21 protein-coding genes are annotated in these 24035 nt (G+C 72.7%); 11 read left to right on the top strand and 10 right to left on the bottom strand.

The annotated features are described in order from the left end of the window. Positions 1-17 precede the first annotated feature (17 nt). Positions 18-233 (bottom strand): type A2 lantipeptide, encoded by a 216-nt coding sequence (locus ABZ915_RS04025; protein WP_361795309.1) that lies wholly within the window; start codon positions 231-233, stop codon positions 18-20. A gap of 454 nt (positions 234-687) precedes the next feature. After that, positions 688-1101, bottom strand: a complete 414-nt coding sequence (locus ABZ915_RS04020; protein WP_361795306.1) for a PaaI family thioesterase — start codon at positions 1099-1101, stop codon at positions 688-690. Positions 1102-1326: 225 nt separating this feature from the next. Between ABZ915_RS04020 and ABZ915_RS04015 the strand changes: the two genes are divergently transcribed. Next, positions 1327-2817 carry a S1 family peptidase gene (locus tag ABZ915_RS04015; RefSeq protein WP_361795835.1) on the top strand — a complete coding sequence of 497 codons (1491 nt, stop codon included), beginning with the start codon at positions 1327-1329 and terminating at the stop codon, positions 2815-2817. A gap of 117 nt (positions 2818-2934) precedes the next feature. On the opposite strand, the gene ABZ915_RS04010 is transcribed toward ABZ915_RS04015, so the two are convergent. Continuing rightward, a complete protein-coding gene (locus ABZ915_RS04010; protein WP_361795303.1) occupies positions 2935-5091 on the bottom strand; it encodes a SpoIIE family protein phosphatase in 2157 nt (718 codons plus the stop codon). Between the two features lie 278 nt (positions 5092-5369). Between ABZ915_RS04010 and ABZ915_RS04005 the strand changes: the two genes are divergently transcribed. Further along, positions 5370-5978 (top strand): response regulator transcription factor, encoded by a 609-nt coding sequence (locus tag ABZ915_RS04005; RefSeq protein ID WP_361795300.1) that lies wholly within the window; start codon positions 5370-5372, stop codon positions 5976-5978. Here ABZ915_RS04005 and ABZ915_RS04000 read toward each other — a convergent pair. The 4 genes from ABZ915_RS04000 to lanKC all read right to left on the bottom strand — a co-directional run bounded on the left by ABZ915_RS04000 (position 5955) and on the right by lanKC (position 12371). After that, positions 5955-7682 carry an ABC transporter ATP-binding protein gene (locus ABZ915_RS04000; protein ID WP_361795297.1) on the bottom strand — a complete coding sequence of 576 codons (1728 nt, stop codon included), beginning with the start codon at positions 7680-7682 and terminating at the stop codon, positions 5955-5957. The genes ABZ915_RS04005 and ABZ915_RS04000 overlap by 24 nt on opposite strands. Further along, positions 7679-9403 carry an ABC transporter ATP-binding protein gene (locus ABZ915_RS03995; protein ID WP_361795294.1) on the bottom strand — a complete coding sequence of 575 codons (1725 nt, stop codon included), beginning with the start codon at positions 9401-9403 and terminating at the stop codon, positions 7679-7681. Before ABZ915_RS03995 ends, ABZ915_RS04000 begins: the two co-directional genes overlap by 4 nt. Positions 9404-9567: 164 nt before the next feature. Then, complete coding sequence (locus tag ABZ915_RS03990; RefSeq protein ID WP_361795291.1) at positions 9568-9681, bottom strand: SapB/AmfS family lanthipeptide; 114 nt, start codon at positions 9679-9681, stop codon at positions 9568-9570. Between the two features lie 65 nt (positions 9682-9746). After that, positions 9747-12371, bottom strand: coding sequence for a class III lanthionine synthetase LanKC (gene lanKC / locus ABZ915_RS03985; protein WP_361795288.1), 2625 nt, complete (start codon positions 12369-12371; stop codon positions 9747-9749). A gap of 186 nt (positions 12372-12557) precedes the next feature. On the opposite strand from lanKC, the gene ABZ915_RS03980 reads away from it, so the two are divergent. From ABZ915_RS03980 to ABZ915_RS03970, 3 genes are all read left to right on the top strand, one after another. Continuing rightward, on the top strand, positions 12558-15011 hold the full coding sequence (locus ABZ915_RS03980) for a SpoIIE family protein phosphatase (protein WP_361795285.1): 2454 nt from the start codon (positions 12558-12560) through the stop codon (positions 15009-15011). 90 nt (positions 15012-15101) lie between these two features. Further along, positions 15102-15377 carry a hypothetical protein gene (locus ABZ915_RS03975; RefSeq protein ID WP_361795282.1) on the top strand — a complete coding sequence of 92 codons (276 nt, stop codon included), beginning with the start codon at positions 15102-15104 and terminating at the stop codon, positions 15375-15377. Beyond that, a complete protein-coding gene (locus tag ABZ915_RS03970) occupies positions 15374-16879 on the top strand; it encodes a ubiquinol-cytochrome c reductase cytochrome b subunit (protein ID WP_361795279.1) in 1506 nt (501 codons plus the stop codon). The genes ABZ915_RS03975 and ABZ915_RS03970 overlap by 4 nt, the downstream gene beginning before the upstream one ends. Here the strand turns inward: ABZ915_RS03970 and ABZ915_RS03965 are convergent. Together ABZ915_RS03965 and ctaD are read right to left on the bottom strand one after the other, a co-directional pair. Beyond that, on the bottom strand, positions 16815-17198 hold the full coding sequence (locus tag ABZ915_RS03965; RefSeq protein ID WP_361795276.1) for a cytochrome c oxidase subunit 4: 384 nt from the start codon (positions 17196-17198) through the stop codon (positions 16815-16817). The genes ABZ915_RS03970 and ABZ915_RS03965 overlap by 65 nt on opposite strands. Continuing rightward, complete coding sequence (gene ctaD / locus ABZ915_RS03960; RefSeq protein WP_361795832.1) at positions 17195-18793, bottom strand: cytochrome c oxidase subunit I; 1599 nt, start codon at positions 18791-18793, stop codon at positions 17195-17197. The genes ABZ915_RS03965 and ctaD overlap by 4 nt, the downstream gene beginning before the upstream one ends. Positions 18794-18986: 193 nt before the next feature. Here ctaD and ABZ915_RS03955 point away from each other — a divergent pair, with 193 nt between their 5' ends. The 6 genes from ABZ915_RS03955 to ABZ915_RS03930 all read left to right on the top strand — a co-directional run bounded on the left by ABZ915_RS03955 (position 18987) and on the right by ABZ915_RS03930 (position 23441). After that, entirely contained in the window at positions 18987-19355 is a 369-nt protein-coding gene (locus tag ABZ915_RS03955; protein ID WP_361795273.1) for a DUF6479 family protein, read from the top strand. 61 nt (positions 19356-19416) lie between these two features. Next, entirely contained in the window at positions 19417-19593 is a 177-nt protein-coding gene (locus tag ABZ915_RS03950; protein WP_361795270.1) for a hypothetical protein, read from the top strand. Positions 19594-19701: 108 nt separating this feature from the next. Next, the gene (locus ABZ915_RS03945) at positions 19702-20769 is read left to right on the top strand and encodes a glucose-1-phosphate thymidylyltransferase (protein WP_361795267.1); all 1068 of its coding nucleotides are present in this window, start codon (positions 19702-19704) and stop codon (positions 20767-20769) included. Beyond that, complete coding sequence (gene rfbB, locus ABZ915_RS03940) at positions 20766-21743, top strand: dTDP-glucose 4,6-dehydratase (protein WP_361795264.1); 978 nt, start codon at positions 20766-20768, stop codon at positions 21741-21743. Before ABZ915_RS03945 ends, rfbB begins: the two co-directional genes overlap by 4 nt. After that, on the top strand, positions 21743-22636 hold the full coding sequence (gene rfbD / locus ABZ915_RS03935; RefSeq protein ID WP_361795261.1) for a dTDP-4-dehydrorhamnose reductase: 894 nt from the start codon (positions 21743-21745) through the stop codon (positions 22634-22636). The genes rfbB and rfbD overlap by 1 nt, the downstream gene beginning before the upstream one ends. After that, a complete protein-coding gene (locus ABZ915_RS03930) occupies positions 22623-23441 on the top strand; it encodes a class I SAM-dependent methyltransferase (RefSeq protein WP_361795258.1) in 819 nt (272 codons plus the stop codon). The genes rfbD and ABZ915_RS03930 overlap by 14 nt, the downstream gene beginning before the upstream one ends. Here ABZ915_RS03930 and rfbC read toward each other — a convergent pair. Further along, entirely contained in the window at positions 23426-24031 is a 606-nt protein-coding gene (gene rfbC / locus ABZ915_RS03925; protein ID WP_361795255.1) for a dTDP-4-dehydrorhamnose 3,5-epimerase, read from the bottom strand. The two genes, ABZ915_RS03930 and rfbC, sit on opposite strands and share 16 nt — an antisense overlap. Positions 24032-24035 lie beyond the last annotated feature (4 nt).

Genomic DNA, 24035 nt, shown 5'->3' with positions numbered 1-24035 from the left:
TCGGCAACGAGGTGCGATCAGAGACCGGCGACCAGGCCGGTGAGCGGCTGGGTGTTCAGGCCGGTGACGCCCTCGACGGTGCCGATGGCCGTGTCGCTCAGGCCGGAAACCGGGGCGATGCCGTTCAGGGCGCCGGTGGCGCTGTTCAGGGCGTTCACGGAAAGGCCGCCGGAGACGTTGTCGAGCTCGGCGTCGGAGATCTCGACGGTCTCGACCTGGGGGGTGGAGTTCATGGTGGAACTTCCCTTCATATGGATATTTCACAAGGGGGGAGCGGCCCCCTCTGGGGACAGATGGACCGCCGCGACCGCGGACGCCGGACGCCCGTTCCGGAAGCCCTCAGCGGCCCCCGCGGTGCGATGGATCAAAGCACGCACGTGGCTCGCGGTTCCAATCAACCACCGCTCTCACCTGCGCACTTGACCTTCCGTCGGTCCCATCCGTGCAGGTGTGCGCACCGCTTGTCGGCGACTCCTTCACACGCTGCACGACATCGTCGCGTACGAGCCCTTGCCCCGGCCGCGGCGAAATCGGGCACTCCGCGCCAATGGCATGGCCGGGGGCGCGCACTTGTGCAGATCTCCCGTACGCCGTGACCCGCTTGGGTAATCGATGTGCAGATTCCCTGAAGCAGGGATTCCGCTCACTGTTCTGAACAGACCGTTTCCAGGCCGTCGCTGAGCGTGTTCAGCCCAGAAGGGCGTACACCGTGCTCGCGTGGGCCGCGAGTCCGCCCGATTCGGCGTCGGTCATCGTGACGTCCGCGAACGCCGTCCGGCGGCCCAGTTTGGTCAGCACCGCCGTGATCAGGACATCCGAACCGGTCACCGCCCGCTGGAAGGACGTCGACTGCTGGACCGTCGTCATCGGGACGAAGGCACCGCGAGCGGCCGACACCGCGACCACCGTGGCCGTGTCGGCCGCCGCCATCAGCGCCTGCCCGGACAGCCCGCCGCCCTCCCGCGCCAGCCGGTCCGACCAGGGCAGACGCAGGATCGCGCGGTCCTCGCCCACCGCCTCGACGGTCAGCCCGAGGTCGAGCACCCAGGGCGCGAAGTTGGCGGAGAGGATCTTGTCGGCTTCGGCGGTGGTCATCGTCATATGGGGGATTGTTCCCGGGCCGGCCCGGCGACACGCGGAACTCAACCTCGTCCGGCCGATTCACCGTCGCGCAAAGGTTTTTGGCAAAAGCAATTGAACGCTCCGCGCACCCGCTGCGTACCAACTGCCAACCAGGCGCCCACGATCCACTGCCCCACAGCGGCACTGCCCCACGGTGGCAGACCCCCCGTTTCCAGGAGGTCGAGTAGTTTGAGTCACAAGCGAATGCCGAAGCGCAAGGCCGCGATAGCGGTGGGCGGCGTTGCGGCGCTCGGAGCGGCGGCCTTCCTGCTGCCGATGGCCAACGCGTCCCAGAACGGCGCCTCGGGTGACACCTCCGCCGCCGGCCCCAAGGTTCTCAAGGCGTCGGACGCCTCGGATCTCGCTTCGCAGTTGCAGAAGCTGCTCGGCGACGCCCTCGCCGGCTCCTATTACGACAGCAACAGCAAGCAGCTCGTCGTCAACTTGGTCAGCGGCGACAACAACGTGATCCTCCAGGCGAAGAAGGCGGGCGCGGCCGTCCGCCAGGTCCAGAACAGCACGGCCGAACTCCAGGCCGCCGCCAAGACCCTCAAGGCCAAGGCGACCGTCCCGGGCACCGCCTGGGCACTCGACCCCAAGACGAACAAGGTCGTCGTCACCGCCGACAGCTCCGTCACCGGTGCCAAGTGGGACCGGGTGGAGTCCACCGTCAAGGGCCTCGGCTCCGACATGGCGACGCTCAAGAAGTCCGCGGGCAAGTTCACGACGAAGGTCTCGGGCGGCGACGCCATCTTCTCCCAGGTGCAGAACGGCAACGTCCGCTGCTCCCTCGGCTTCAACGTCAAGGCCAAGGACGGCAGCCCCGCCTTCCTGACGGCCGGTCACTGCGGAGTCGCGGCCAAGGACTGGTCCGACTCCCAGAACGGCCAGCCCATCGCCACCGTGGACCAGGCCACCTTCCCGGCCAGCGACTTCTCGCTCGTGAAGTACAACGACGCCCAGACCCAGGCGCCCAGCGAGGTCAACGCGGGCAACGGCCAGACCGTCCAGATCACCCAGGCCCAGGACGCCACGGTCGGCGAGACGGTGTTCCGGATGGGCTCCACCACGGGTCTGCACAACGGCCAGGTGACCGGTCTCGACGCCACCGTCAACTTCCAGAGCGAGACCGACCCGGGCGGCGTCGACACCGTCAACGGCCTGATCCAGACCAACGTCTGCGCCGAGGCCGGCGACAGCGGTGGCTCCCTGTTCACCCAGGACGGCGGCGCGGTCGGCCTCACCTCCGGCGGCAGCGGCGACTGCACCGCCGGCGGTGAGACCTTCTTCCAGCCGGTCACCGCCGCCCTCCAGGCCACCGGCGCCACCCTCGGCGACGGCGGTGCCGGTGCGGGTGCCGGTGCGGGTGCGGGCGACCAGGCGGGCGGCGACGCGGTGGGCGGCAGCGCCGACCCGTCCGCCTCGGCGGGCGACCAGGCCGGTGCCGGCGACCAGTCGGGTGCGGGCGCCGGGGCCGGCGACCAGTCGGGTGCGGGTGCCGGGGCCGGTGCGGGTGACCAGTCCGGCGCCACCGCCGACCCGTCCGCGACGGCGGGCGACCAGAGCGGCGCCGGCCAGTCCGGCAACGGCCAGGCCGGTACCGGCGAGCAGTCCGGCAACGGCGAGCAGTCCGGTAACGGCAACCAGTCCGGCAACGGTGCCGGCAACGGCTCGTCGTCCACCGAGTCCCACTGACCGGGTCTCACACAGGCCCACAGATCGGCCTCACCCGGCGGTTCCGGCCGACGGTGAACGGCCCGGCCCTCCGGCGGGAGGGCCGGGCCGCGTCGTCGTTCCCGGCCCCTGCTTCCCCTACCGCTCTCCCAGCGCCCGCAGCAGCAGCACCGCCACGTCGTCGCCCCGCTGCCGGGCGGCCGGGCTGTGCCGGACCAGTTCGTCGGCCAGCAGGTCCAGGGGCAGGTCCCCGGTCTCGGTGAGCAGTTCGCCCAGGTCGGCGAGCGAGTCCTCGATGTCCACGCCGGGTGACTCGACGAGACCGTCGGTGTAGAGGACGAGGACGGAGCCGGGCGCGATGGAGACCTGCGTGGTCGGGTACGTCGCCGACGCGTCGATGCCCAGCAGCGGGCCCCCGGCCAGATCCAGCACCCGCACCTTCCCGTCCGGGCGCCTCAGCAGCGGCGGCGGATGCCCCGCCCGGGACATCACGGCCCGGCCGTGCGCCGGATCGAGCCGCAGGTACAGACAGCTCGCGAACAGGTCGGCGCCCAGGTCGATGAGCAGCCGGTTGGTGCCGCGCATGACCTCCTGCGGCGGCTGGCCGACCGTCGTGTACGCGCGCACCCCGGTGCGGATCTGCCCCATCAGCCCGGCCGCGGTCACGTTGTGCCCCTGGACGTCCCCGATCACCGCCGCCGGCAGGGGACGCGCGGGCACCAGGTCGTAGAAGTCGCCGCCGATCTCCATGCCGTGGGTCGCGGGCACATAGCGCGCCGCCGCCTCCAGGCCCGGCAGCCGGGCCAGCGAGCGCGGCAGCAGGGCCTCCTGGAGGCCGTGCGCCAGCCGGTGCTTGGCGTCGTACAGCTGCGCCCGCTCCAGGGCCTGCGCGATCAGGCCGCCCAGGCTCGTCAGGACGGCCCGCTCCTCCGGGGGGAAGACGTGCGGTTCGCCGTAGGCGAGCACACAGGTGCCCACCGGCCGCCCGGAGGCGATCAGCGGCAGGTACGCCCAGGCCGCGAAGCCGTCCGAGGCCTCCTGCCGCCGCGGGTACACACGCTCCAGCTGCTCCTGGGAGTCGTAGAAGCCGGGCACCCCGCTGGAGAGGGCCTGGGTGCCGGGCGTCCGCTCGCTCACCGGCACCCCGTGGAACCGCTCGACGACGTGCGGGTCCGCATACCCGCGGTGCCCCAGCACGTGCAGCCGGCCGCCCCGCGAGCCGAGCATCACCAGCGCCGTGCTGCCCACGGCCGGGGCGATCTCGTCCGCGACCAGCTGCACGACGTCCTCCACGCCCGCCGCCTCGGTCAGCGCACCGGCCAGGCTCAGCACCGTGGAGATGGTCACCAGCCGGGCCGGGCCCGCGTCGCCGGACCTCGCCGTGTCCCGCGCCAGCTCCGCCACCGCCCGGGCCCGGCTGATGCGCACGCTCAGCCCGGTCGTGCTCGGGTACAGCCGGAACGACAGCCAGGTACCCGGCGGGCGCAGCGCCACGAACGAGGTGATGTGCTGGCTGATCAGCGCGGCCCGGTAGCGGTCCTCGTACATCGGGTCGTTCAGCCAGGGCACCGACGCCCACGGCTGGGTGCCGAGCAGCTCGCCGACCGGTTTGCCGAGCAGTTCGCCGGCCGCCTCGTTGGCGAACGCGATCCGGCCGTGCAGGTCGAGCGAGATCAGTCCGTACGGCAGCCGCGCCACCATCCGGGCCGCCTCCACCGTGCCCAGCGTGCCGGCCACGCCGGTCAGCGGCGGCGCCGCCAGCAGATCGGGTTCGCGGCGCGGCGGGCGGTTCGCCCGCGCGGCCCGCTCCAGGCGCCTCGCCAGCCGGTCACAGGCCGACGTCAGGTGCTCCCGCTCCCAGTCGGACAGCTCCGGCGGGTGCGAGCCGGGCCAGGTCACGAACACCGAGCCGTACACGGTGGCCGCGGTCGCCACGGGCACGGCGGCCAGCGCGAAGGGGTACGGCAGCACCACCGCGATGCGCGGATAGCGGCGCGCCATGTCCTCCTCGCCGCCCACCCAGACCAGCCGCCGCTCGCGCACCGCCTCGGCGACCGGGATCGGCGCGCTCAGCCCCACCCGTTCCCAGGGCGCCGCGAAGGCCCGGGGCAGCCCCGCCATCACGGCCATCTCCAGCACCGGCTGGTCGGGCGCCAGCAGGTACACCGCCCCCGAGTGCGCGTGGACCTCGTCCATCATCGCGGCCAGCGCCACCGACAGCACCGGCTGTCCGACCCGCGACTCGCCGGCGGCCGGTGCCTGCCCGGACGTCTGCCCGTCGGACACGCCGACCACCTCCTCGCACGGCCGCGCGTCGCATCCCCAGGGGTCAAGGCTCCCTCGTCACCGAGTCAGGCGCACGGTGAGTCGCCCCGGCGGTGGGTGCCATCTTCTACCCCGTCCGTCCCGGACCATGCCCCCACAGTCGATGCGCGGGGCGGCGTACGAGCGCCGTGTGTGCGCCCCCGCGCACCCCGATGGCCGGTTCTTCGCGCCAACGAACTGTCACGGCCGTCAACAATGGGGCACGCGCTCAACACCTGGACGAAGTACGGCGAGCCGAAGGGGCGGCAGTGATCGGAGTGCTTCTGGTGCACGACGCGTGTCTGGTGCGATCGGTTCTGGCGGAGTGGTTGCGCCGGGAACCCGATATACGGGTGGAGGACACGTCGTGGCGCGGCGCGTCCGCACGGGTGCGGTCCTTACGGCCGGACGTGTGCGCGGCGGACCTGGAATACGCGGACGGCTTCGGCGTGCCGCCACTGGGCGAACTGTGCCCGCGTGGCGTCGGCTCCGCGCCGCCACACCTGCTCGTGCTGGCCGGCAAGAACCGGCCCGGCCTGCTGAGACGGGCGGTCGAGGCGGGGGCGCTGGGCTATGTCGACAAGGAGGGGGCGCCGGAGAGACTTGTGCGCGCGATCCGGCGTGTCGCCGAGGGGGAACGTTTCGTCGACGACTCGCTGGGCTTCGGATTCCTCAAGGCCGCTCAGATGCCGCTGACCCGGCGTGAGCTGAGCGTGCTGTCGCTGGCGGCCGGGGGAGCGTCCATCGCGGAGATAGCCGGCAGCCTGCACCTGTCCCACGGGACCGTGCGCAACTACATGGCGGCGATCACCCGCAAGACGGGGGCGCGCAACCGGATCGACGCGATCCGTATCTCACAGGGGGAGGGCTGGCTCTGACGGCCCGGCGGCCGACGCGGGGGTCCAGCCGCCGACCAGGTCCCGGTACAGCGGCGAGGCCGTGAGCAGCTCGTCATGGGTGCCGTACGCCGTGCGGCGGCCGTCCATCACCAGGATCAGGTCCGCGCGGCGCGCCGAGCTGATGCGGTGCGCGACGACCACCAGGGTGCCGCCGGGACGCCCGGCGAAGGCCCGCTCCGCGCGCGCCTCCGCCTCCGGGTCGAGATGACAGGTCGCCTCGTCCAGCAGCGCGAGCGGCGCGCGGGACAGATACGCCCGGGTCAGCGCGATCAGCTGCCGCTCGCCCGCGGACAGCGCCGACGGCTCGACCTGTGCGCGGGGCCCGCCCAGGGCCTCCAGCACCGGCGTGAGCCCGACCGCGTCGGCGGCCGCCAGCAGTTCCTCCTCCGGCACCGGGCCGGCGCGGAGGTGTCCCAGGTTCTCGGCGAGGGTGCCGGTGTGGACGTACGCCTCCTGGGGGATCAGCACCCGCCGCGCGGTCGCCTCCTCGCCCGGTACGGGGTGCCCGTACACCCGGATCGCCCCGTCCCCGGGGGTCAGCAGCCCCGCGACCAGAGCGGTGAGCGTCGACTTCCCGATCCCGCTCGGCCCCACGACGGCGAGATGCCCTCCGTCCGGCACGCGGAGGTCCAGTCCGTCGATCACGGGTTCACTGGCGGGGCCGTAGGCGAAGGTGACGGAGGCGAGGGCGAGGGCGTCCGGTGACGGGGCCGGGAGGGGCGGGAGAGCCGGCTGCCCGTGTGTGCCCTCGGGGCGGGCGGGCGCCGCGGGTGTCTCCTCCGGGGGGATCAGGCGGCGCAGGACCACCGTCAGGCGGGAGCCGCTGGTGCCGAGGCCGTGGATGAGGTTCTGCAGGGCGGGGAGGAGGGACTGGGTGACGTAGGCCAGGGCGCCGACGAGGGCGCCGGGGGTGACGTCGTGGGCGAGGAGCCAGGGGGCGGTGACGAGGAGGAGGACGACGGGCAGCTGTCCGCCGAGGGCCAGGGACGCCACCCGCAGGACGCCGAAGCGGGCCAGCGAGCGGGCGGCCCGCAGTTCGGCGTCGACGTGGGCTCCCAGGTCGGCACCGGTCTGCGTCTCCGCGCCGGCCGCCGTCACGTCGCGCAGCCCGGGGCAGACCGTGCCCCACTGCTCGGCGAGGGCCTCGTCGGCGACGAGGAAGGCCTCCTGCCGCCGGGCCAGCGGACGCAGCGTCGCGGCGAACAGACCGACCCCGGCGAGCAGGGGCGGCGCGACCACCAGCAGGAGCCGCGGGGAGAGGGAGAGAAGACCCGCCGAAGCTCCTGCCGCGGTGAAGACGAACGAACGCGAGACCATCACCAGTCCCGCGAGGGTGTCCCGCGCGATCTCCACCTGCTGGGTGAGCCCGGACAGCGCCGCCCCGTCCGCCTCCCGCACCCCGCGCGCCACCACCCGCTCCACGAGCCGGTCCCGCACCGGCTCGACCAGCGCGGCGACGGCCCCGTACACCCGCCCGGTCCCGAACGCCCCGACGGCCACCCCCAGCGCCGCCACGCCGAGCCACAGCAGTCCGACCCGGGCCCGGCCGGCCAGGAACCCCTCGTCCAGGGCCCGCGCGAGCGCGTACCCGACCAGGAAGGTCTGCCCCGCCTCCAGCACCGACCAGCCGGCCAGCCGGGCCAGCACCCGCCACCGCAGCGGTCCCAGCGCCCGCACCGTCACCGTGGCACCCCCTCCTCGACGCCGAACACCGCCCGGTACGCCGGGTCCCGCCACAGCCGCGCGTGCGGCCCGACCGCCCGTAACCGCCCCCCGTCCAGCCAGGCCACCGCATCGGCGCGGGCCGCCGTCGCCGCGCGGTGGGCGACGAGCAGCCGGGTGGGACGCGCGTCGCCGCTCAGCAGGGCCTCGGTGACCTGCTGCTCGGTGACCGTGTCGAGGCTGGAGAGGGCGTCGTCGAGGATCAGCAGCCGCCCGCCGTGGGCGAAGGCCCGGGCGAGGCCGAGGCGCTGGGACTCGCCGCCGGAGCGGGGGGCGTCCCGGCAGGCGGTGGCGTAACCGCGCGGCAGCCGGCGCACGAACGCGTCGGCGCGGGCCCGGCGGGCGGCGGCACGCACCCGGTCGGCAGCGAGCGAGGGCCGGCCCAGGGCGATGGTGTCCTCGATGGTCGTGCCGAGCAGGGCGGGGCGCTCGAAGGCGTAGGAGACGGCCGCCCGCAGGTCGTCGTGCGCGAGGTCGCGCAGCGGCACGCCGTCGAGCAGCACCTCACCGGAGTCCGGGTCGGTCAGCCGCCCGGCGAGGGCCGCGAGCAGGGACTTGCCCGCGCCGGAGCGGCCGACCACGGCGAGGGTCGTGCCGCCGGGGACCTCCAGGTCGACGCCGTCGAGCACGGTGCGTCCGCCGCGCCGGGCGGTGACGCCGCACAGCCGCAGGCCCCCGGGACCGGGCGGCAGCCGGCGCGTGCCGGGCGCGGGGGCGGGCTCGGCCAGCACCTCGCCCAGCCGGCGCGCCGCCGCCCCCGCCCGGGACAGCGCGGCGACCCGGCCGACGAGTACGCCCACACCGCCCGCGAGGACGGCGTACCGGGAGGCGGCGAGCACCTCGCCCACGGACAGCCGGTGCCGGGTGAGCAGGAACCCGGCCACCGCGACGACGGCCAGTTGCAGCAGCGGCCCCACGGCCACCGCCCGCGCCGCGGCCCGGCCCTGCACCCGCCACATCCGGTGCCCCGCGCGGGACAGTTCGGGCAGGGGCCGCAGGATCCGCGCCGTCTCCCGCCGCTCGGTGCCCGCCGCGCGGATCGTGCGGGAGCCGCCGACCGCCTCCGCCAGGGCCGCCGCGATCCCGCCCTGCACCCGCTGGTAGTCGGCCACGCAACTCGAGGTGTCGCGGGCGAAGGCGCGCAGCAGCAGCGCGAGGAGCGGCGCGCCGGCGAGCAGGACGACGGCCAGGCGCCAGTCGATCAGGCCGAGCGCCACCACGCCTCCCACGGGCCCGGCGAGCGCGGCGAGCAGCGCGGCGAGGGCACCGGGCGCCGTCCCGGCCTGCGCGCCGCCGCCGACCAGGCGGGCGACGAGGTCACCGGGGCCGAAACGGTCCGTGGCGCGCGGGCCCAGCGCCAGCACGTGCCCGGCGAACCGTCGCCGCAGCCACGCCGTGGCCCGCGCGTCGACGGTGCCGGCCAGCACGCTCTCGCACCCGTCGAGGACGGCCAGCGCCACCACCAGCCCCGCGCAGCACCACACCCAGCGGGCCGCCGGGCCGTGCGCCAGCAGCAGGTCGAGGCTCCGGCCCAGTACGGCCGGAAGCAGCAGGCCCGCGGCGGTGCCGGCGCAGCTCACCGCGCACAGGGCGGCGCAGCGGGCCGCGTCGTGCCGGGTCGCCCCGCGCAGCAGGGTGCGGGTCGGGGCGGCCACCGTGTCGTCGTCGTCGGGGGTCGTCATCGGGCTTCGGGCCTCGCATCGCGGAAGAGACGAGCATCGCGGAAGAGAACGGGCATCGAGGATGAGACGGGCATCGAGGATGAGACGAAGAGACAACGGGTGAAGCCCCGGGCGGTCCCCCTCCCGTGGGAGAGGGCCGCCCGGAGCCATGGGCGCGGTGTGCGTCAGAGGCAGAGGGTGATGCTCGCCGCCGAGTGGCAGGAGAGCAGGCTCAGCGTGCTCGCGCCGCCGTTGGTGTACTCGTCGGACTCCATGGTCTGAAGGTCGAGGAGTGCCATTTCGGTGTCCTTCCGTCGGTGGTGCATCGGTTCCCTTGAACCCCTTGGTGGGGACGGGGGTGGTGTCACGACTCCGTCAGGTCGCGGAGCCGCGTGGTGGGGGCCGCCGGTGGCGGCGGGAGGAACGGCAGGTGCGCGGGGTGCTCGCCGTCGAGGGCCGCCGCGAGCGCGAGCAGGCACCCGGCCGTTCCGGTGGCGAGGTCCATCGACAGCCGCATCATCTGGTGCCCGGGGAAGGCCAGTTGGCCCTGGTACGCCATGGCGAACCAGCCGAGCCCGGCGATCTGCCCGTCGAGCCGGGACGCTGTCGCGCCCGGCGCGGTGGTGCGGCTGAGATGGAGGATCATTCCGGCGCGGCCCTGGAAGAGGCCGGGCTGCGCGTAGAAGCGGGAGGTCGCGGCGGCGAGGATGCCGGCCCTGGCCTGTTCGAACTCCGCGGTGTCCCCGGTGGCGTGGGCGAGGAAGTCGTCGAGGACCAGGCCGATGCCGGCGCTGCCGTCACCGAGGTAGGGCAGGGTCCGCCAGCCCTCGTCCACCTCCAGGCCGCCGGTCCTGACCTGCACCACGCAGCGCGCCAGATCGCGGCGCAGCGCCTCGGCGGCGGCCGCCAGCAGCCGGGGCTCGCCGGTCGCCTCGTACCGCCGCAGCAGGAACAGCGCCGGCCCGGTGGCGCCCCGCAGCAGCCCCGCCCGCCGTTTGGGGCTGTCCGGGACCGGTTCGGCGAGGCGGCCGACGAGGAGGTCCGCGGCCTCGGCGGCCCGCTCGGCGAGTTCCCGCTCGCCGGTCGTGCGGGCCAGCCCGTCCAGGACCAGGCCGAGGCCGGCCAGCCCGCCGTGCAGGTCGGAGGAGAGGCGCTGCCATCTCTCCCGGAGGATGGCGTCGACCAGGTCCAGGGCGCGCTGCCGGTGCCCTAGCCGGTCGAGGACATGGGCGACGCCGGCGAGACCGTCGTACAGACCGAGCGGGGTGCCGGGCGGCGGCGGTGCGGTGTGGGCCAGCAGCCAGCGCTCGCCCTCCTCGTGGCGGCCCGCGCCGGTCTCCGCCAGCGCGTACAGCACGCCCGCCGCGCCGTGCGCGAGGCCGAGTCCGCCGCCGTCGTCGAACTGCGCGATGTCGCCGGGGAAGAGCCGGTCGTCGCGCTCCGGCGTGGCCGAGGCGAGGATCGCCTTGACCATGGAGTCCCGGCTGTACGGCCAGTCGCCGGGCTCCACCGGCTGGATCGGCCCCACCGCGCGGGCCGCGCCCGCCGGATTACGGGTGATCTCCGCGACCGCCTCGTCCAGGAAGGCGCGCGGCACGTCCGGGAACTGCTCGGCGACGACCTCGGCGAGATGGGCCGCCTTGCCCCGGTCGACCACGAACAGCGTGGTCACGGGCAGGAACAGGGCCAGCCGCAAGCAGGCCAGCGCATAGCGGTCGACGTCCTTGCCGCGGCGGTCGGGCGGCGCGAAGAAGCCGGGGTGGGCGACGACCTGGCGGCCCATCTCCTCGGCCGGGGCCGCGGCCTCGAAGTCGATGAGGAACACCGACTCCTCGTCGGGCGCGACCATGATGTTGAAGACGTGCAGGTCGTTGAAGACCAGCCCGCGCGCGTGCACCGCCTCGACGGCCTCCTCGACCGCCCGGTGGATGCGCAGCGCCCACGCCGTGTAGCCGGCGACGGCCTTCGGGTCCGGGTCCGCGGTCAGCAGCGGGTGCCGCTCCGCGAAGAAGGAGTTGAGCGTCCGTCCCTCCAGGAAGTCCATCACCAGGAAGCGGTGGTCGCCGAGGGCGAACCAGTCCCGCACCTCGGGCACCACTCCGGTCCCGGCGGCCCGCTCCAGAGCGGCCTTCTCGCGCTCCAGCCGCGCGACCGCGTCCACGCCGTCGGCGGCGAGCCCCGCGTGCGGCCGCCCCTCCTTGAGCACCACCCGGCGCCCGTCGCGGGTGTCGGTGCCCGCGTACACGCCGCCGCCGTTGGAGAAGTGCAGTGCCTTCTCGATGCGGTACGGCAGTTCGCCGACCGTCGTGGTGTTGCGGGCCGCGAGATGCGGCTCCAGGAAGGACGGCAGGGTCACCCACTCGGGGACCTGGAAGGACGGCGCCCGCCGGTCCGGCACCAGCCGGCCCTCTCCGTCGCGCACCGCCAGGACCAGCGAGCCGCGCTCGTCGACGACATAGGCGCGTGCGAAGGCGCCGTAACGGACGTAGAGCGGACCGTCGTGCCAGCGCAGATCGGTCAGGATGTACGGTCCCTCGAAGCCGGCGAGCAGTTCCCCGAGCTCGTTCAGCACCCGGTGCAGCTGTTCCTCGTCGGCCGGGTAGACGGTGACGAACTTGCCGCTGGTGTCGCGGCCCGCGTACTTGGCGTTGCGCAGGTGCAGCAGATGCGGGGCCGGCACGAACTTGAACGGGATGCGCCGCGGCACGCAGTAGTCCCACACGGTCGCCGCGATCCGCTCCGCGTCCGCCCGCGTCGCCGAGGCATGGATCTTCCAGCCCTGCGCGGGGGACGGCGCCGGCGCGCCGTCCGCGTCGAGCGGCGTCAGCGTCAGCCAGTCGCCGGTGCGCCCCGCGTGCCAGCCCTCCGGGACCTCGCGGCGCGCCGCGTCGTACAGCGGTGCGGCGTCCGGACCGGCCGCGGACAGCCGGTCGGGCGTGTCGTAGAAGTGTCTGTCGGCGAGCGCGTACACCTCGTACCGCTTGTCCATGCCTTCCCCTCCTTGGCCCGCAACGAACTTCCCAGGCCCCCGGTGGTCGCGGACAGTCACCGCTGTCACGAGATCGCCGTGCGGAACGCATGCGTCAAGACATGTTCGGTGCGTTTCGAGCGCCGGCCGGCCCCTGGCTCCCTCGAACCGTCACAGGGGCTGCGCAGGGCCTCCATAAGCGCTGTAATGGCGAACGTGGTCAGTGAGGGTGCGGCGGTGCGCAGAACGAGGACGGAGCGTGCCGAACTTGCCCTTGAAACGGTCACCGCCGATCTTGGTGCTCCCGACCGGCTGCGCCGCGTCCTCGAACAGGCCCTCGTTTTCGCCGGTGCGGCGTTCGCCGGGGTGTACGCGCCCGGCGAGAACGGTGTCTCCCTGTGCCTCGTGGAGTCGGCCGGCCTGCCGCGCACGCTGTACGGGCTGCGCGACAGCTATCCCGCCGCCGGCCGGTCCCCGGCCGCCGCGGTCCACCGCGGGGGGCGGCCGGTGTGGCTCGGGCCCGAGGAACTCGCCGGCTGTCCCGAGGCGCGGCGCACCCCCTACCCGGACTTCTCCCTGGCCGTCCTGCCGGTTCCCATGGACGCCGGGGGCTGCCTGGTCGCCGTCACCGAGAGCCCCGGGGGCTTCGGCACCGAGGACCGCGCCTGCCTGGAACTGATCGCGGAGGCCGTCGCCTGGCGCGCCCCGGCCCCCGCCGCCGACACCGGCGAGCTGCCCGCCGACGCCTTCGGCCTGGCCATGGACACCGGCCGCATCGAGGTCGGCGACGGGATCCTGGAGCTGTTCGGGATCGACCGGGCGGAGTTCGACGGCAAGGTGGAGACCCTGCTCGGCCGGACCGTGCCGGAGGACCTGCCCGCGCTGATGTCGGCCGTCGAGGCCGACCACATGTCCATCGGCGACCGTGAGCTGGAGTTCCGCATCCTCCAGCCGTCCGGCTCGCCCAGGTGGCTGCGGCTGCGCGGCCGGCTGCTGCCCGGCGGCGAGGGGGTGCCGGCCCGCCTGGCCGGCACCGTCGCGGACGCCTCCGCGCTGCGCTCCGACGTCACCGACGTGGTCCGCGTGCAGCGTCTCGCCGCCGCGCTCGCCACCGCCGGCACCGTCAAGGACGTCGGCCAGGCCGTGGTCGCCGCGCTGCGCAGGCCGCTGCACGCCGACCGGATCGCCCTGGCCGAGCTGGAGAACGACCGTCTGGTGGTCACCGTCCTCGACCCGCCCGAACCGGAGGTCTGGCCCGAGCTGTGGCGCACCGAGTGGCGGACCGAGTGGCCCGACGCCCCGGTCCGGGCGATGCCCACGCTGGCCGCCGCCCTGCGCGAGGGCCGCATCCACATGTGGCCCGCGGGCACCTTCCTGGAGCCCGCCCTGGCCGAGGTCGGCCCCGGTGGCCTCGCCGTGCTGCCGCTGCCCGCCGGGGGCCGGATGGCGGGCGCCTGCCTGATCGGCTGGGACCACCCGCACGACTTCGGCCCCGACGAGCGCGCCCTGCTCACCGCCGCGGCGACGCTGGCCGGTCACGCCCTGATGCGCGCCCACGCCTTCGACGCCGAGCACGAACTCGTCGGCATGCTCCAGCGCACGCTGCTGCCGCGCCGCCTGCCCAAGCTGCCCGGCGGGGTCGCCGTCGCCCGCTATCTGCCCACCACCGCCGGGCTGGAGGTCGGCGGCGACTGGTACGACGTGATCCCGCTGCCCGACAACCACGTGGCCCTGGTCATCGGCGACGTACAGGGCCACAACGCGGGCGCCGCGACCCTCATGGGCCAGATGCGCACCGCCCTGCGCGCGTACGCGGCCGAGGGGCACCCGCCGGACGTGGTGGTCTCCCACGCCAACCGCCTCCTGATGGAATTGGAGACGGACCTCTTCGCCACCTGCGCCTACATCGACGTCGACATGGAGGAGGGCTCCGCCTGGTGCGTGCGGGCCGGACATCTGCCACCGGTGCTGCGCCTCCCGGACGGCTCGACCACCATCGTGGAGACGGAGGGCGGCCCGCCGCTGGGCGTGCTCACCCAGGCCGACTTCCCGATGACCCCGCTTCGGCTCCAGCCCGGCACGGTGCTCGCGCTGACCACGGACGGCCTGGTGGAGTCCGCCGAGGACGACATCGACGACGGCATGGACCGGCTCGCCCGCGACCTGTCCGCCTCCGACCCCGCCCACCTCGGCCTCGTCGCCGACGCGCTGCTCGCGGGCGCGCACCGCGAGGACGACGTCGCCCTGCTCCTGATGCGCTACGACGGCATGGCCGTCCGCCCGCTCAGGGAGGGCTGGACGGTGTGGCGGGTCCCGGAGGCCGTCCGGCACGCCCGCCGCTTCACCCGGCGGACCCTGCGCGCGTGGGAGGTACCCGCCGAGGACATCGACTCCGTGCTGCTCGTCGTGTCCGAGCTCGTCACCAACGCCCTGGTGCACACCGACGGCCAGGTCCGCCTGGACCTCACCCTCGTCAGCCACCGGATGCGCGTCGCCGTCACCGACGCCTCGCCCCGCACCCCGATGAAGCCCACCAGCGTCGGCTGGGAGGCCACCGGCGGCCGCGGCATCCTCCTCGTGGAGGCCATGTCGGCGGCCTGGGGCACGCTCCCGGTGAGCGGCGGCAAGCAGGTCTGGTCCGAACTCGCGCTCGACAGCTGACCCGCGCGGGCCCCCGCCACTCGGGTGTGGGTGCGGGTGCCTACGGCAGGTCGGCGGGGTCCGTACCGCCGCCTTGCCTAGGGTCCTGCCGTGGCACACACCTTCGAAGAGCTCGTGGAGAAGCAGCGCGCGGCCGAGGCGGCGCACGCGAGGGCCATGGCCCTGCGCGAGGCGTACGGCCCTCCGGCCCAGGCACAGTGGACCGGCGCCCAGTCGTCGACCTACGAGACGGCCCTGCGGGCCTGGCGTGACCTGGCCCGCGAGGTGCAGACGGCGCTCGGCGAGTACGCGAAGGAGACGGGCAGGTCCCGGACCGAGACCGAGGCGGAGGTGCAGCGGGCCGCCGCGGAACCGGAGGGGACGTGACCTCGCCCGGACCGGAGCGCGCGTCCCGCGGTGAACGGCTCGCCGACGCCGTGGACGCCCGGCTGCCGGCCGTCGAGGCCGGGTCGCTGCTGCGCAAGGCGTTCCCCGAGCACTGGTCCTTCCTCCTCGGCGAACTCGCGCTCTACAGCCTCCTCGTCCTGGTGCTCACCGGCGTCTGGCTGACCTTCTTCTTCGCACCCGAGATGCGCGAGGTCGTCTACACGGGCCCCTATGCGCCGCTCCAGGGCGTGCTCATGTCGGCGGCGTTCGACTCCACCCTGCACATCAGCTTCGAGGTGCGCGGCGGCCTGCTGATCCGGCAGGCGCACCACTGGGCGGCGCTGGTCTTCGTCGGCGCGATCGGCGTGCACATGCTGCGCGTCTTCTTCACCGGCGCCTTCCGCAGGCCCCGCGAGGTGAACTGGGTCATCGGGCTCACCCTGTTCGTGCTCTCCCTCGCCGAGGGCTTCGCCGGCTACTCGCTCCCCGACGACCTGCTCTCCGGCACCGGGCTGCGCATCGCGCAGGGCATCATGACCTCCCTGCCGGTGGTGGGGACGTACGTCAGCTTCTTCGTCTTCGGCGGCGAGTTCCCCGGCCACGACATCATCACCCGGCTGTACCCGGTGCACATCCTGCTGCTGCCCGGCGCGCTGCTCGCCCTGGTCACCGTGCACCTGATCCTGGTCTTCCACCTCAAGCACACCCAGTGGCGCGGGCCGGGCCGGAACAACGCCAATGCCCTCGGCAAACCGCTCTACCCGCAGTTCACCGCCTCCTCCGTCGGGCTGTCCCTGACCGTCTCCGGCGTGCTGGTGCTGCTGGCCGGCCTCGCCCAGGTCAACCCGGTCTGGGTCTACGGCCCCTACCGGCCGGACCTGGTCTCCACCGGCTCCCAGCCCGACTGGTACGTCGGTTTCCTGGAGGGCGCGCTGCGGCTGACACCGCCGTGGGAGACGAACGTCGCCGGGCACACCTTCATGTGGAACGTGCTGCTCCCCGCGGTGGTGCTGCCCGCCCTGCTGTTCCTCGTGCTGTACGCGTACCCCTTCGTGGAGCAGCGCCTGACGGGGGAGTGGCACCAGGAACGGCACCTGTGCGACCGGTCGCGCGAGCGTCCCGTACGGACCGGTCTGGGCGTCGCCGGGACCGTCTTCTACGGCGTGCTGCTGCTGGCCGGCGCCAACGACATCGTCGCCCAGAGCTTCCGGGTCTCGGTGAACACCCTGACCTGGGTGCTGCGCGTCGCGCTGGTGGTGGCCCCGGTGGCCGCGTTCCTCCTGACCCGGTGGGTGTGCCTGGCCCTGGTGGAGGCGGAGCGGCACCGTCTCGCGGAAGGAGTACCGACCGGCGAGATCCGCCAGACCGTGGCCGGCGGCTACGAGACCGACCACCACCCCGTCGACACCTCCCGCCCCGGCGCCCCGAAACGGCCGATCACCGGTGCGCGTACTGGAACACCATCCCGAACACACCGGCCGCCAGCACGCCGAGACCGATGAGGAACAGCCACAGCCCGAACACGACCCCGGTGGCCGCCAGCGCGAAGCCCAGGGCCGTGAGCACCGGCCAGTGACTCTCGTCCGGGAAGAACTCCACCGGCCCGGCGCCGTCGGCGATCTCGGCGTCCTTGCGGTCCTGGGGCCGTGTCCCGCGGCGCCGGTACTGCACCGCGCAGAAGAAGGCGACCACGGCCGCCATCCCGGAGGCGACGATCAGGGCCGCCGTGCCCGCCGGTTCGCGCGACCACACGCCGTAGAGCGCGGCGCTCCCGGCGAAGAACAGCGCGACACCGCCGAACAGCAACGCCTCTGCCTTCACCGCAGCCCCTCCTCCTCCGCCTGCTTGACGATCGCGGGGTGGTGCAGGTCGAAGGCCGGCGACTCGGACCGCACCCTGGGCAGTGCCACGAAGTTGTGCCGCGGTGCCGGGCAGGACGTCGCCCACTCCAGGCCCCGCCCGTACCCCCAGGGGTCGTCCTCCGTGACGTGGGGCGCCCGGGTCGTGGTGCGCCAGACGTTGTAGAGGAAGGGCAGCGTGGAGACGCCGAGCACGAAGGCCCCGGCCGTGGAGATCGTGTTGAGCAGCGTGAAGCCGTCGTCGGGGAGGTAGTTCCCGTACCTGCGGGGCATCCCGGACTCACCCAGCCAGTGCTGCACCAGAAAGGTCAGCTGGAACCCCGGGAACAGCAGCCAGAAGTGCACCTTGCCGAGCCGCTCGTCGAGCATCTTCCCGGTGAACTTGGGCCACCAGAAGTAGAAGCCGGCGAACATCGCGAACGCCACCGTGCCGAACAGCACGTAGTGCAGGTGCGCCACGATGAAGTACGAGTCGGTGAGGTGGAAGTCCAGCGGCGGCGAGGCGATCAGCACCCCGCTCAGTCCGCCCAGCAGGAACGACACGAGGAAGCCCATCGACCACAGCATCGGCGTCTCGAACGACAGGGAGCCGTTGTGCATGGTCCCGATCCACGCGAAGAACTTGATCCCCGTGGGTACCGCGATCAGGAACGACATGATCGAGAAGAACGGCAGCAGCACCGCGCCCGTGGCGAACATGTGGTGCGCCCACACCACCGCGGACAGCATGGTGATCGCGATGGTCGCCCCGATCATCGGCAGATATCCGAAGAGCGGCTTGCGCGAGAAGACCGGGATGATCTCGGAGACGATGCCGAAGAACGGCAGCGCGACGATGTAGACCTCCGGGTGCCCGAAGAACCAGAACAGGTGCTGCCACAGCAGCGCGCCCCCGTTCGTCGCGTCGAACACGTGTGCCCCGAACTTCCGGTCCGCCTCCAGCGCCAGCAGCGTCGCGGTCAGCACCGGGAACGCGGGCAGCACCAGGATCGAGGTGAACAGCACGTTCCATGTGAAGATCGGCATCCGGAACATCGTCATGCCGGGGGCGCGCAGGCACATGATCGTGGCGATGAAGTTCACCGCGGTCAGGGTCGTCGACACGCCCGACACCACCAGCCCCATCGCCCACAGGTCACCGCCCGCGCCGGGGGAGAAGTAGGCGCTGTTCAGCGGCGCGTACGCGAACCAGCCGAACGCCGCCGCCCCGCCCGGCACCAGGAAGCCCGACACCACGATCAGGCCGCCGAAGAGGTACATCCAGTACGACAGCGCGTTCAGCCGGGGGAAGGCCAGGTCCGGGGCGCCGATCTGGAGCGGCATGACGGCGTTGGCGAACCCGGCGAACATGGGCGTCGCGAACAGCAGCATCATGATCGTGCCGTGAACCGTGACGAACTGGTCGTAGCCCTGGAGACTCAGGAACTGAAGGCCCGGACGGGCCAGCTCCGCGCGCATGGCGAGCGCCAGCAGTCCGGCGAGGAGGAAGAAGCAGAACGACGTGACCATGTAGAGCCGGCCGATCACCTTGTGGTCGGTGGTCGTGGCCCAGCGCACCACGGCCCGGCCGGGGCGGGGCGCGGTGACCCGGTACCGATCCAGGACATCGCCGTCGTCCGAAATTTCTGACAGTTCGGGTAGTTCCGACATCGTCCAATGACGCTACTCCGCAGGACGAAACGGCCGACCCGCGCCACGCCGGGCCCGCCCAACCAGGCATCCGCCACGCCCGCCCGGGTACCCGCCGTCCATGGACACTGCCATCAACGAGGCCGCCGGAGCCGTCTCTGCTTTCGGATACATCGCCATCCTCGTCGTGGGCGTCGCCGTCGTGGCCGGGCTGATCTGGGCCTTCCGGATGGGCTTCCGGGTGCGCCGGAGCGAGCCGCGGCCGCCCCGGCCGGAGGAGCAGCCCACGCGTCCGGTCTCCGGGCCGGTGCAGGAGGAGCGCGAGGTGCGCGCATGGGACGAGGTGCCCCGGGCGGCGGACGGGAGCGAGCGGCTCACCCCGCACCAGCTCAACCCCACCGGGACCAAGCGTGCCGCCGACCAGCGCCGCCCGCGCTGGGAACCCGGTTCGAGCGGATCGTTCGGCGGTGGTGGCGGGGGCCGTACGTGAAAAGGCGGCAAGAAGACAGCAAGAGCGCCGCAAGAAGGCAGCAAGGAAGAAGTGAGACGTCGTGACCGCGCAGAGCAGTGAGAAACCCGTCGCAGGCATACCCGAGACGGGGTGGTCGAAGGCCCGTCGGAGGCGGGGCAAGGGACTGCGGACCTGTCTGCCCGCCCTTCTCGACCGAGGTGCCGCGCGGGAGGCGGCCCAGGGTCAGGACGGCACCATCGTCCGCGGCGAGGACTGAGCCGGTTCATCACCGCGCGGACCGCCCGTAGTGCCACAGCCATACTGTCGTAACAAACGAGTAAGGAACAAAGGCCCGTTCCGGACGATCACCTATATGGTGTGGCAGATGAAGGCTCTGGTGCTCTCCGGCGGTGCCGGTACCCGGCTGCGGCCGATCACCCACACGTCGGCCAAACAACTGGTCCCCGTGGCGAACAAACCGGTTCTCTTCTACGGGCTGGAGTCCATCGCCGCGGCCGGGATCACCGAGGTCGGCATGATCGTCGGCGACACGGCCGCCGAGATCGAGGAAGAGGTCGGTGACGGCTCCAAGTTCGGCCTGGAGGTCACCTACATACCCCAGGAGCGGCCCCTCGGCCTCGCCCACGCGGTGCAGATCGCGCGGGAGTTCCTCGCCGACGACGACTTCGTGATGTACCTCGGGGACAACTTCATCGTCGGCGGCATCCGCGATCTGGTCGAGGGGTTCCGCGCGAGCCGCCCCGACGCCCAGATCCTGCTGACCAGCGTCCCCGACCCCCGTTCCTTCGGTGTCGCCGAGCTCGACCCGGCCGGGCAGGTGATCGGCCTGGAGGAGAAACCCGAGCGCCCCAAGAGCGACCTCGCCCTGGTCGGGGTCTACCTGTTCACCCCCGTGATCCACGAGGCGGTGCGGGCCATCAAGCCGTCCTGGCGGGGCGAGCTGGAGATCACCCACGCCATCCAGTACCTCATCGACGCCCGAGCCGACGTCCGCTCGACGGTCATCAAGGGCTACTGGAAGGACACCGGCAACGTCGGCGACATGCTCGAGGTCAACCGTATCGTCCTCGAGAGCATGGACCGGCGCATCGACGGCGATGTGGACGAACTGTCCGAGACCGTCGGGCGGGTGGTCGTCGAGCCGGGGGCGCGGATCGTCAACTCGCGGATCGTCGGCCCGGCCGTCATCGGCCCGGGGACCGTCGTCGCCGACTCCTACGTCGGCCCGTTCACCTCGATCGCCGAGAACTGCCGGATCACGGACAGCGAGCTGGAGTTCTCCATCGTGCTGCGGGACTCCTCCATAGACGGGGTGGGCAGGATCGAGTCCTCGCTGATCGGCCGGCACACCGAGGTGACCCCGGCGCCCGGCGTGCCCAGTGCCCACCGACTCGTCCTCGGAGACCACAGCAAGGTGCAGATCAGTTCATGAATCTCCTCGTCACCGGCGCCGCCGGGTTCATCGGCTCCACATACGTCCGCACGCTCCTCGCCGACGACGCGCCCGACGCGCCGCGCATCACCGTGCTGGACAAGCTGACCTACGCGGGCACGCTCGCCAACCTGCCCGCCGGCCATCCCCGCCTCCAGTTCGTCCAGGGCGACATCTGCGACACCGAACTGGTCGACAAGCTCATGGCCCAGGCCGACCAGGTGGTGCACTTCGCCGCCGAGTCCCATGTGGACCGCTCGATCGCGGGGGCGAGCGAGTTCGTGCTCACCAACGTGGCCGGCACCCAGACCCTGCTGGACGCGGCCCTGCGCTACGGCGTCGGCCCGTTCGTGCACATCTCCACCGACGAGGTCTACGGCTCCATCGACTCCGGCTCCTGGCCGGAGACCCACCCGCTCGCGCCCAACTCCCCGTACTCCGCCTCCAAGGCCTCCTCCGACCTGCTCGCCCTGGCCTACCACCGCACCCACGGCCTGGACGTCCGGGTCACCCGCTGCTCCAACAACTACGGGCCGCACCAGTTCCCGGAGAAGGTCATCCCGCTGTTCGTCAGCAACCTCCTCGACGGCCACAAGGTCCCGCTGTACGGCGACGGACGCAACGTCCGGGACTGGCTGCACGTCGACGACCACTGCCAGGGCGTGGAACTGGTGCGCACCAAGGGCCGCCCCGGCGAGGTGTACAACATCGGCGGCGGCACGGAGCTGAGCAACAAGGAACTCACCGGGCTGCTCCTGGAGGCCTGCGGGGCCGGCTGGGACCGGGTCGAGTACGTCACCGACCGCAAGGGCCACGACCTGCGCTACTCCGTGGACTGGAGCAAGGCCCGCGACGAACTGGGCTACCGGCCGCGCCACGACTTCGCCACCGGCCTCGCCGGCACGGTCGCCTGGTACCGGGACAACCGCGCCTGGTGGGAACCGCTCAAGCGGCGCGCCCAGCAGGAGTCCTGATGCGGTGGCTGATCACCGGCGCGGGCGGGATGCTCGGCCGCGACACCGTCGGGGAACTGCTGCGGCGCGGTGCGGACGTGACGGGCCTGGACCGCGCCGCCCTGGACATCACCGACGCCGGCGCCGTGGGCCGGGCGTTCGGCGAGCACCGGCCCGAGACCGTCGTCAACTGCGCCGCGTACACGGCCGTCGACGACGCCGAGACCGACGAGGCACGGGCCCTCGCCATCAACGGCGACGGGCCGCGGCTGCTCGCCCGCGCCTGCGCCGAGCACGGCGCCCGTCTGATCCACGTCTCCACCGACTACGTCTTCTCCGGCGAGACCCGTACCACCCCCTACCCGGAGGACCATCCCCCCGCGCCGCGCACCGCGTACGGCCGCACCAAGCTGGCCGGGGAGCGGGCCGTCCTCGAAGAACTTCCGGGCGCGTCCGCCGTCCTGCGCACCGCCTGGCTGTACGGCGTCCACGGCCGCAGCTTCGTCCGCACGATGCTGGAGCTGGAAGGCCGCCGGGACACCCTCGACGTGGTCGACGACCAGCGCGGACAGCCGACCTGGAGCGCGGACGTCGCCACCCGGATCGCGGACCTCGGCGCGAAGCTCCACCGGGACACCGGCGCGTACGGTGTCCTCCACGCCACCAGTTCCGGCGAGGCCAGCTGGTACGACCTGGCCCGGGAGGTGTTCCGGCTCGCCGGCGCCGACCCGGACCGGGTGCGGCCCACCGACAGCCGGGCCTTCACCCGGCCCGCGCCCCGGCCCGCCTACAGCGTCCTCGGGCACGACCGGTGGCGGGAGATCGGTCTGGCACCGCTCAGGGACTGGCGGTCCGCCCTGCACGAAGCACTGCCGCACATGGTGAAAGGAATATCCAGCGATGTCGATTCGTGAGACCGTGAAGTCCGCCTTGGGCGAGAAGAACATGCGGGTGCTGCGGCGGCTGAAGCGTCGTGTCAGCACGTTGACCCAGCCCGCAAAGCCCGCCAGGCCGAGCGGACTCGACGCGATCTCCAACGATCTCAACAAGCTCGCCGTGCACTTCAAGACGGACAAGTGGGGGACGCACCGTTACACCCAGCACTACCAGCGCCATCTCCAGCACCTGAAGAAGGATTCGTTCAATCTCCTGGAAATCGGCGTCGGCGGTTACAGCCGGGCCGGGCAGGGCGGCGCGTCACTGCGTATGTGGAAGGCGTTCTTCCCGAAGGCGCAGATCTTCGGAATGGACATCCAGGACAAGTCATTCGTCGACGAGGACCGCATCACGACCTTCATCGGCGACCAGTCCGACCCCTCGTCCCTGAACGCCGTCGCCGACAAGATCGGTGACCTCGACGTCATCATCGACGACGGCAGCCACCGCAGCCCGCACGTGCTCACGACGTTCGCCACGCTCTTCCCCCGGCTCAAGGACGGTGGCATCTACGCCGTCGAGGACACGCAGTCCTCGTACTGGCCCGAGTGGATGGGCAGCGAGGACCGCGACGCCCCGAACACCAGCATGGGGATGCTGAAGCGGCTGACGGACGGGCTGAACTACGAGGAGTTCGTCGACGAGAACTACCAGCCGAGCTACACCGACCTCAACGTCGTGGCGGTGCACTTCTACCACAATCTGGTGATCATCGAGAAGGGCCGGAACGCCGAGGGCACCAACAAGCGGAGCGCGCTGAAGCAGCGCTACGCCAAGTCCTGACCGCGCAGCCGCTCGTAGTGGGCGGAGCAGTCCGCGTACGTGGGAAGCAGCCCGGACCGCTCCGCCTCGGCCAGTGACGGGGCCGCCGCGTCCTTCTCGGACAGCAGCGGCTCGATCCCCTCCGGCCACGCGATACCCAGAGCGGGGTCGAGCGGGTGCAGTCCGTGCTCGCGCCCCGGCGCGTACCCGGCCGAGCACAGGTACACCACCGTGGCGTCGTCGGTGAGCGCCATGAAGGCGTGCCCCAGCCCCTCCGCGAGGAACACGGCGTGCCGGGTGTCGTCGTCCAGGCGTACGGCCTCCCAGCGGCCGAAGGTGGGCGAACCGACGCGGATGTCCACCACCACGTCCAGGACGGCCCCCCGGACGCAGGTGACGTACTTGGCCTGACCGGGCGGTACGTCGGCGAAGTGGATCCCGCGCAGCACGCCCCGCCGCGACACCGAGCAGTTGGCCTGGGCGAGGCCGAGGTCGTACCCGGTGGCCTCGCGGAACTCCTCGCCCCGGTACCACTCGTGGAAACTGCCCCGGGAGTCCGGGAAGACCTTGGGTTCCAGCACCCAGGCGTCCGCTATCTCCAGTGCCCGCACGTCG

The sequence above is a fragment of the Streptomyces sp. NPDC046915 genome, assembly GCF_040644935.1.
Lineage (GTDB): Bacteria > Actinomycetota > Actinomycetes > Streptomycetales > Streptomycetaceae > Streptomyces.
Note: the sequence above shows the minus strand (reverse complement) of the source record. Positions and strands in the feature narration are given on the sequence as shown.